At 68.5% G+C, this 6,803-nt stretch carries 8 protein-coding genes and 1 pseudogene; all 9 read right to left on the bottom strand.

Annotation, left to right across the window (positions count from 1 at the left end):
* Positions 1-1,311: pseudogene (locus VGX25_RS23865) on the bottom strand (hypothetical protein); the annotation flags it as partial.
* Positions 1,312-1,501: 190 nt separating this feature from the next.
* The gene (locus tag VGX25_RS23860) at positions 1,502-2,008 is read right to left on the bottom strand and encodes a DUF3558 domain-containing protein (protein WP_326920119.1); all 507 of its coding nucleotides are present in this window, start codon (positions 2,006-2,008) and stop codon (positions 1,502-1,504) included.
* 80 nt (positions 2,009-2,088) lie between these two features.
* Positions 2,089-2,484: a hypothetical protein gene (locus VGX25_RS23855; RefSeq protein ID WP_326920118.1), complete on the bottom strand. Its 396-nt coding sequence runs from the start codon at positions 2,482-2,484 to the stop codon at positions 2,089-2,091.
* Positions 2,485-2,492: 8 nt separating this feature from the next.
* Positions 2,493-2,765, bottom strand: a complete 273-nt coding sequence (locus tag VGX25_RS35760; RefSeq protein WP_414635935.1) for a DUF397 domain-containing protein — start codon at positions 2,763-2,765, stop codon at positions 2,493-2,495.
* A 255-nt stretch (positions 2,766-3,020) separates the two neighbouring features.
* Positions 3,021-3,149 (bottom strand): Scr1 family TA system antitoxin-like transcriptional regulator, encoded by a 129-nt coding sequence (locus VGX25_RS35755; RefSeq protein ID WP_414635934.1) that lies wholly within the window; start codon positions 3,147-3,149, stop codon positions 3,021-3,023.
* 301 nt (positions 3,150-3,450) lie between these two features.
* Positions 3,451-4,071 carry a TetR/AcrR family transcriptional regulator C-terminal domain-containing protein gene (locus VGX25_RS23850; protein ID WP_326920117.1) on the bottom strand — a complete coding sequence of 207 codons (621 nt, stop codon included), beginning with the start codon at positions 4,069-4,071 and terminating at the stop codon, positions 3,451-3,453.
* Positions 4,072-4,086: 15 nt separating this feature from the next.
* Positions 4,087-4,863: a phosphate ABC transporter ATP-binding protein PstB gene (gene pstB, locus VGX25_RS23845; protein ID WP_326920116.1), complete on the bottom strand. Its 777-nt coding sequence runs from the start codon at positions 4,861-4,863 to the stop codon at positions 4,087-4,089.
* Positions 4,864-4,882: 19 nt separating this feature from the next.
* Positions 4,883-5,794 carry a phosphate ABC transporter permease PstA gene (gene pstA, locus VGX25_RS23840; RefSeq protein WP_326920115.1) on the bottom strand — a complete coding sequence of 304 codons (912 nt, stop codon included), beginning with the start codon at positions 5,792-5,794 and terminating at the stop codon, positions 4,883-4,885.
* A complete protein-coding gene (gene pstC, locus VGX25_RS23835; protein WP_326920114.1) occupies positions 5,791-6,753 on the bottom strand; it encodes a phosphate ABC transporter permease subunit PstC in 963 nt (320 codons plus the stop codon). Before pstC ends, pstA begins: the two co-directional genes overlap by 4 nt.
* Between the last annotated feature and the right edge of the window lie 50 nt (positions 6,754-6,803).

Below are 6,803 nucleotides of genomic sequence, written 5' to 3'. Positions count from 1 at the left end.
CAGCGCGCCCGCGCCCATGCCACCGCCGGCTCCGCGGCCGCCGCCGGCACCCGAGCCCGAGCCCGAACCAGCGCCGCTGCCCGCTCCGGAGCCCGAGCCGCTGCCGAACCCGCTCCCGCTTCCCGAGCCGCCACCGGGGCCGAATCCACGGCCCCCGCCCGGCCCGAAGCCGCTGCCGCCTCGGCCGCCGCCCGGACGCAGGGTGTCGCCACCCACCCCGCCGATCGGCCCTCCGCCGATGGGGAACGCCCCGGGCGGCAGGTTCCCGCCGCCGGGCCCGCCCCCGCCCGGCAACCCGGGACCACCGCCGGGACCGCCCGGCCCACCCGGCAACCCCGGCGTCCCACCGGGATTCGTCCCACCGGGAGGCTGCCCCGAACCCGATCCGCCGCCGGTGCCGGGACCACCCGGCCCGCCGAGAACACCCGGCAGGGTCGACGACCCGCCACCACCGCCGCCGCCGGCCCCGGTCCCGGAGCCGCCGCTACCCGACCCGGTGCCCCCGGGCCCGGTGCTGTCGCCGCCGATTCGGCCGACGCCATCACTGTCACCCTTGCCGGTGTCGGTCGAGCCACCCTCACCGGCCATCGTCGGCGGCGCGGTGAACGCCGGCATCGTGCTTGCCCCGGACAGGCCGTTGTCGTAGGTGGTGACCACCCGCGCCGCCTGCTGGTGCGCCTCCTGGCTCCGGTTGTACTCGTCGAGCGCGTCCATGTAAGTGCCGAGCGGATCACTGGACGTCTGGATCCGCTGAATCCACGCCTCCCGATCCCACGGCACCTCCTCCGGCATCGACGACGACGCCGCGGACAGCGCCTCGGACTGCAGGTTGGTCTGCGTCCCGGCCAGCGCCGCGCTCTGCCCCGCCGTGCCCACCCAGTTGCCGACGCTCGCCATGAACCCGCGCGCCTGGTTGGCGGCCGTGCCCTGCCAGTCCGACTCGCTGCTGTTGATCGCCGACGCCACCCGCTCCTGGAACTGGATCATCTCGTTCCCGGCCTCGATCCACAGGTCACCGGTCGACCCCACGGTGCCCGGGTCGGCGTTCTCGGTCACCATGGTCTTGAGCTGGCCGTGGTCGTAGCTCAGGTAGTTGGCCGCGTCGATCGGCGGTGCCGGCCTGGTCGGCAGCCCCGCCGCCAGCTGAGCCGCCTGCGCATCCAGCTCCCGCCTGGTCTGCTCGTCGATCCGCCCGTTGCGGGTGAACAGCTCGATCAGATCCTGAATCCCGAGGAACCCACCATCGGTCGACTCGTCGTGCGAGTTGACGTCCTGCTCCGCCTGCTCCCGCACATCCTCGCCGGTATCCACCTGACCGGTCCGGTCGATGTAATACCGACTGCTCGGATCCCGCGTCGCGTCATAATGCTCACTCGTCGGGTCATAATTCGGACTGCGCGGATTCGACACATCGTTCGACCGCGGATCCCCCGGATCCGGAGGCCGAACCGCCGTCTGAACCCCCGGTGGTGGCGCCATCCTCTGTCTCCTCCCCTAACCCTCAGGGCAGTTTCGGCTCGACGAGCTTTGCCATCTGCAAGGCAAGCTCACAGCCCTTCTGGACATCCGTCCCCGCCGTCACAGTCGTCCCCACTCGAGACGAATCGGTGACAGCCATGAACACGGTGCATGATCCGCCCTGTTTGGCGGGACCTTGGACCGCCTTGTGTGACCCAATGTCCGGCAGTGGATTGATCGTCACGTCATCTGGGACATCGTCGATACCCGCCGTGTCCCAGATATCGACCCCGAAGATGATGGTTTCACTCGGGCCGCGCTTCCGCCACCGGCAAGTCCGAGCCGATCCGATCTTGCGTTCCTCACCGGCTCCACTGAGCTCGAGCTCGGTCTTCGCACTCTCGGTGAGCAACGAGCACGGCTCCTTGTCGGCGAGCGGGCTACCGCCTGAGCCGGTAGACGATGTGGGTCGAGTCGTCCTTGGTGTCGATTCACCTGGTGGGTCTCCGGGCAGCGGCGAACCGTTGGTCTTATCCGAGCACGCGACCATGCCGCCGGCGAGAGCGACCAACACCGACGCCAGCACAACCGAACGCCTCACAGCGAATCCAACTGCCCTTCTCGCGCTTGTTACGTCGACCTAAGCTTGGTGGACCCGCGTTCATCGAGGGCCCGATAGTTGCGCATCGCGTCATTGATGCCCTGCTCGGCATCCGTCAGCGACTCCCGGAACTTCATCAGCATCGTGATAAATCCCTGGCCATCGGTCGCGACCTGCGGGACAAAGCTCTTCATGGTGTTCGCGCCGTGGCTGCTGCCCAGCGGGGGCTCATAGGTCAAGACCTGAAGGTCTTGCTGGCGCTCGTCGACCCAGTCCTTCATGTCGCGGATGGCGTTGAGGAGGGCCTGACCGCCGGACTCGTTGATCGCGAACGCGCCGGCCGCGGCGGCTCCGGCGAACGCCTTCATGCTCTCGCCGATAGCGCCGAAGCCAGCCGAGCCTCCGCCACCACTGTCGATGTACATGTCTGCCCCTAGTCACTGCCGCAGCTCAGACCACACACGCACGGTACCAACCGGCGACCGCGCGCGACGGGGTTCTGACGAAACTGGGACCAGCGCGGTTCCCACCAGCAAACGGGCGTTAGAGATCGACCCGGCCGACCTCCATGGCGGCGAGGATAGGCTGCCCAGCAGGTCGGCACGACGTTCATGGCAGGGACGCTCGAGTTCTTGTTATCTCGGATGGCTGGCGCCCCGCGCGGGGTGACCTCGACACAGTTGGCGGCCCCACCACTCTGGAGGATCTCCGCCAGACGGTGGGTGGTAGGACGACGGCCTCCACTGCCTCTCCTCGCTCACGACCTGGACATCTTCTGCACCCAGGCGAGCGAATCGCGCGTGCTCAGAGCCGTTGCGCGCAGGTTCGAATCGGGCCTATGCCGCTCGACCATCGCCTCATCTTCCATCGGGAACACGCCGACCAAGTGGTCGATGGCGACGGCGCCAGCACCGTCTTCGACGGAGAAGCAGGCGAACGGGATGCACAGGGGGCCATATGCTCACCGGCCTTGGGCTGCAACACAAGGGGTGAAAGCCGGGATCACGGCACGGGCGTAGCCCTCGCACTGGAGCAGTCTAGGAACGACGTCGGCCTCATGATTGGAGACGCTGGTGGCGTCGGCCGCCAACTAGATGATGTCATTCGAGGCCACATGCCTCGGCCACCGCCTTGACGTCTTCGATGCCCACTGCTGACCGCCGTACACTCGATCTTGCTGACCTTCGGCCGCTCCCGGTCAACCGCGTGGAGGCACTCGTCCGACGCGACCGTGAGGCGAAGGCCCGTGGCTGAGGCACGCCTATGCCTGGTGCGCCGGGCCGACGAGGGCGTCGAGCTTCGCCTGCGGCGGGCCGTGCGGGTCGGCCGGACCATGGTGGATCTGGACAGCTGGCTCTTGGTCGATGGCGCCGTTGGCGGGTGGGTGGGGGTTAGCGGTGGGCGGCTTCGATGCCGTTGAGGAGCCAGGTTAGGCCGCGCTCGAAGGAGTCGGCGGCGCGGGGGAGGCCGCCGGCGACGAGGGGGGCGAGGGTGGGGAACTCGCCGCCGTCGAGGAGCATGCGGGTGTAGGGGTGGGCGAGGGCGGGGCGGCGGGTTACTTCGGCGGTGACGTGTCCCAGGACGTATTGGTCGACGGCGATGGCGATGTAGAGGGCGGCGCGGGGGTCGGGGGTGAGGCGGGTGAGGGCGCGCAGCGACTGCTCCAGGTGGCGCAGCGTGTTCGGTCCGATGTGGCCGGAGTGGCCCAGCAGGTGGATCACCCAGGAGTGGCGCAGGATGGTTTCGCGCAGGCGGTTGGCGATCCGGCGGGTGGCCGCGCGCCAGTCGTCGGGTAGGTCGCCTCGGATGATCGTCTCGCCGGCGACCCGCTCGCGCATGAGGTGCAGGAGGTCGTCCTTGCCGTCGATGTGGCTGTACAGGCTCATCGTGCGGGCGCCGAGCTCGGCGGCGACCCGGCGGATCGACACCGCGGACAAGCCGTCGGCATCGGCGATCTTCACGGCCGCGCCGACCACGGCGTGCCTCGACAGCACGGGACGCCGCTCGTCCACGCGCCAATCGTACGATCAGCCGAAGCGACCGGAGATGTAATCCTCCGTGGCCTTCTTGGACGGGTTGGAGAAGATCTTCTCGGTGTCGTCCACCTCGATCAGCCGGCCGGGCTGGCCGACGCCGGCGAGGTTGAAGAACGCCGTCTGGTCGCTCACCCGCGCCGCCTGCTGCATGTTGTGGGTGACGATGACGATCGTGTAGTCCTTTTTTAGGTCACCGATCAGGTCCTCGATGGCGAGTGTGGAGATCGGGTCGAGCGCAGAGCACGGCTCGTCCATGAGCACCACATCCGGCTGCACGGCGATCGCCCTTGCGATGCACAGGCGCTGCTGCTGGCCGCCGGACAGCCCGCCACCCGGCTTGTTGAGCCGGTCCTTCACCTCGGTCCACAGGTTGGCCGCGCGCAGCGCGCGCTCGGCCACCTCGTCGAGCCGCTTGCGGTCCCGCACCCCGGCCAGCTTCAACCCGGCGACCACGTTGTCCCGAATGGACATCGTGGGGAACGGGTTGGGCCGCTGGAACACCATGCCGATGGTGCGGCGGACGGACACAGGGTCCACAGAGGACGCGTAGATGTCCTCGCCGTCGAGCAGGACCTTGCCCTCGACCCGGGCGCCGGGGATCACCTCGTGCATCCGGTTGAGCCCGCGCAGCACCGTGGACTTGCCGCAGCCGGACGGTCCGATGAACGCGGTGACCATCCGCGGTGGGATGGACACGTTGACGCCTTCCACGGCGTGGAACTTGCCGTAGTAGAGGTTGAGGTCCTTGAGGTCGAGTCGTTTCGCCATGGCCGTGTCTACCGCCCGCTCACTTGGACTTGATGGCGGAGAACCGCGAGACCACGGCCGCCAGGAGGTTGAAGAACATGATCACGATGACGAGGGTCAGCGCCGCGCCCCAGACCCGCTGCACACCGGCCGGCTCGGGGTTGATCAGCTCGGTGTAGATCAGCAACGGCAGGGACGCCATGTTCCCGTCGGTGATGTCGAAGTTGATCGACCGGCTGTAGCCGACCAGCACCAGCACCGGAGCGGTCTCGCCCATCACCCGGGCCAGGGCCAGCATGACACCGGTGACGATGCCGGACAGCGCGGTCGGAAGCACCACCTTCATGATCGTCTTCCACTGCGGAATGCCCAGCGCGTAGGACGCCTCGCGCAGCTCGGCGGGGACCAGGCGGAGCATCTCCTCGGTGGACCGCACCACGACCGGCAGCATCAGCAGCACCAGCGCCAGGGACACCGCCAACCCGCTCTGCGGGAAGTCGAACGCGGCGATCCAGAGGGCGAAGATGAACAGCGCGGCGACGATCGACGGCACGCCGGACAGGATGTCCACCATGAACGTGGTGATCCGGGCGAGCCGGCCGCGCCCGTACTCGACCAGGTAGACGGCGGCCATGATGCCGAGCGGGACGGCGATCAGCGCGCACACCAGGCCCTGCGCGAACGTGCCGTACAGCGCGTGGTAGACGCCGCCGCGGAACTCCTCGGGCAGCACGCCCTTGAGCGACTGTGACCACCATCCCGGTGACACGATCGCGTCGAAACCCTTGCCCACCACCGTGATCAGCAGCCAGACCAGCGGCACGACGGCAACCAGGAAGGACAGCGTGACGAGCACGGTGGCGACCGCGTTCTTCGTCTTGCGGACAACGCTGATGTGCTGGAACGCCGGTGGCGCGGCCGGACGATCTATTGTGGACTCGGTGGTCGTCATTCCGGCCGCGCTTTCCCACCCGCGATCCAGCGGGCGATGGCGTTCACCACGAACGTCAACAGGAACAGGACGAGCCCGGCGGCGATGTAGGCGCCGGTAGGCAGCGGCTGGCTGAACTCCGCCGCGGCCGAGGCGATCTTCGACGCGAACGTGTAGCCGCCGTCGAAGAGGCTGAACGTCGACGGGCTCGACGCCGCGCGCAGGATCACCAGGACGGCGACCGTCTCGCCGAGCGCCCGCCCGAGCCCGAGCATCGACGCGGCGACGTAGCCGCTGCGTCCAAACGGGAGCACCGTGGTCCGGATCATCTCCCAGCGGGTGGCGCCGAGCGCGAGCGCGCCCTCGATCTGCATGGTCGGGGTCTGCCGGAACACCTCCCTGGTCACCGCCGTGATGATCGGCAGGATCATCACGGCCAGCACGATGCCGGCGGTGAAGATCGTCCCGCCACCGGCGATCGACACGTTGCCGTCGGCGAACAGCGGGATCCAGCCGAACGTGTCGTTGAGCCACTGCGCGACCGGCTCCAGGGCGGGCCCCAGCACCCGTATCCCCCACAGGCCGAAGACGATCGACGGCACGGCGGCGAGCAGGTCGATAAGGTAGGCGAGCGGCCGCATCAGGAACGGCGGCGCGTAGTGGGTGAGGAACAGCGCGATGCCCAGCGCGATGGGCATCGCGATGACCAGCGCGAGGATCGACGACAGCACCGTCACGATCAGCAGGTCCCGGATCCCGAACCTCATGTTGTTGGGATCGGTCGCGAACTCCGGGCTGAACAGGAAGTTCACGTTGTCCGCCGCGAGCGATGGAACGGCCTGGATCAGCAGGAAAAGTCCGATCAGGCCGATCGAGATGACGATCGCCAGGCCGGAGCCGGTGGCGAGCCAGCGGAACACCACGTCGCCCCGACGGCGCACCCCGCGCTGCACCTGGGGGTGCTCGACGGTTTCAGTCATGACATCAATGTCGCGGGTCTCGCCCCGGTCGTCCAGCCCGACTGGACGAC

The organism is Actinophytocola sp., from assembly GCF_035942955.1.
In the GTDB taxonomy this organism is placed as follows: Bacteria; Actinomycetota; Actinomycetes; order Mycobacteriales; family Pseudonocardiaceae; genus DASYTH01.
The sequence above is the reverse complement of the archived record's forward strand: the minus strand, read 5'-3'. Positions and strand labels throughout refer to the sequence as shown.

Bases quoted from the DNA above. Each gene is read 5' to 3' on its own strand.
- pstB (WP_326920116.1), bottom strand. From the start codon at position 4,863: ATGGCGAAACGACTCGACCTCAAGGACCTCAACCTCTACTACGGCAAG.
- VGX25_RS23855 (WP_326920118.1), bottom strand. From the start codon at position 2,484: ATGTACATCGACAGTGGTGGCGGAGGCTCGGCTGGCTTCGGCGCTATC.
- VGX25_RS23860 (WP_326920119.1), bottom strand. From the start codon at position 2,008: ATGGTCGCGTGCTCGGATAAGACCAACGGTTCGCCGCTGCCCGGAGAC.
- pstC (WP_326920114.1), bottom strand. From the start codon at position 6,753: ATGACTGAAACCGTCGAGCACCCCCAGGTGCAGCGCGGGGTGCGCCGT.
- pstA (WP_326920115.1), bottom strand. From the start codon at position 5,794: ATGACGACCACCGAGTCCACAATAGATCGTCCGGCCGCGCCACCGGCG.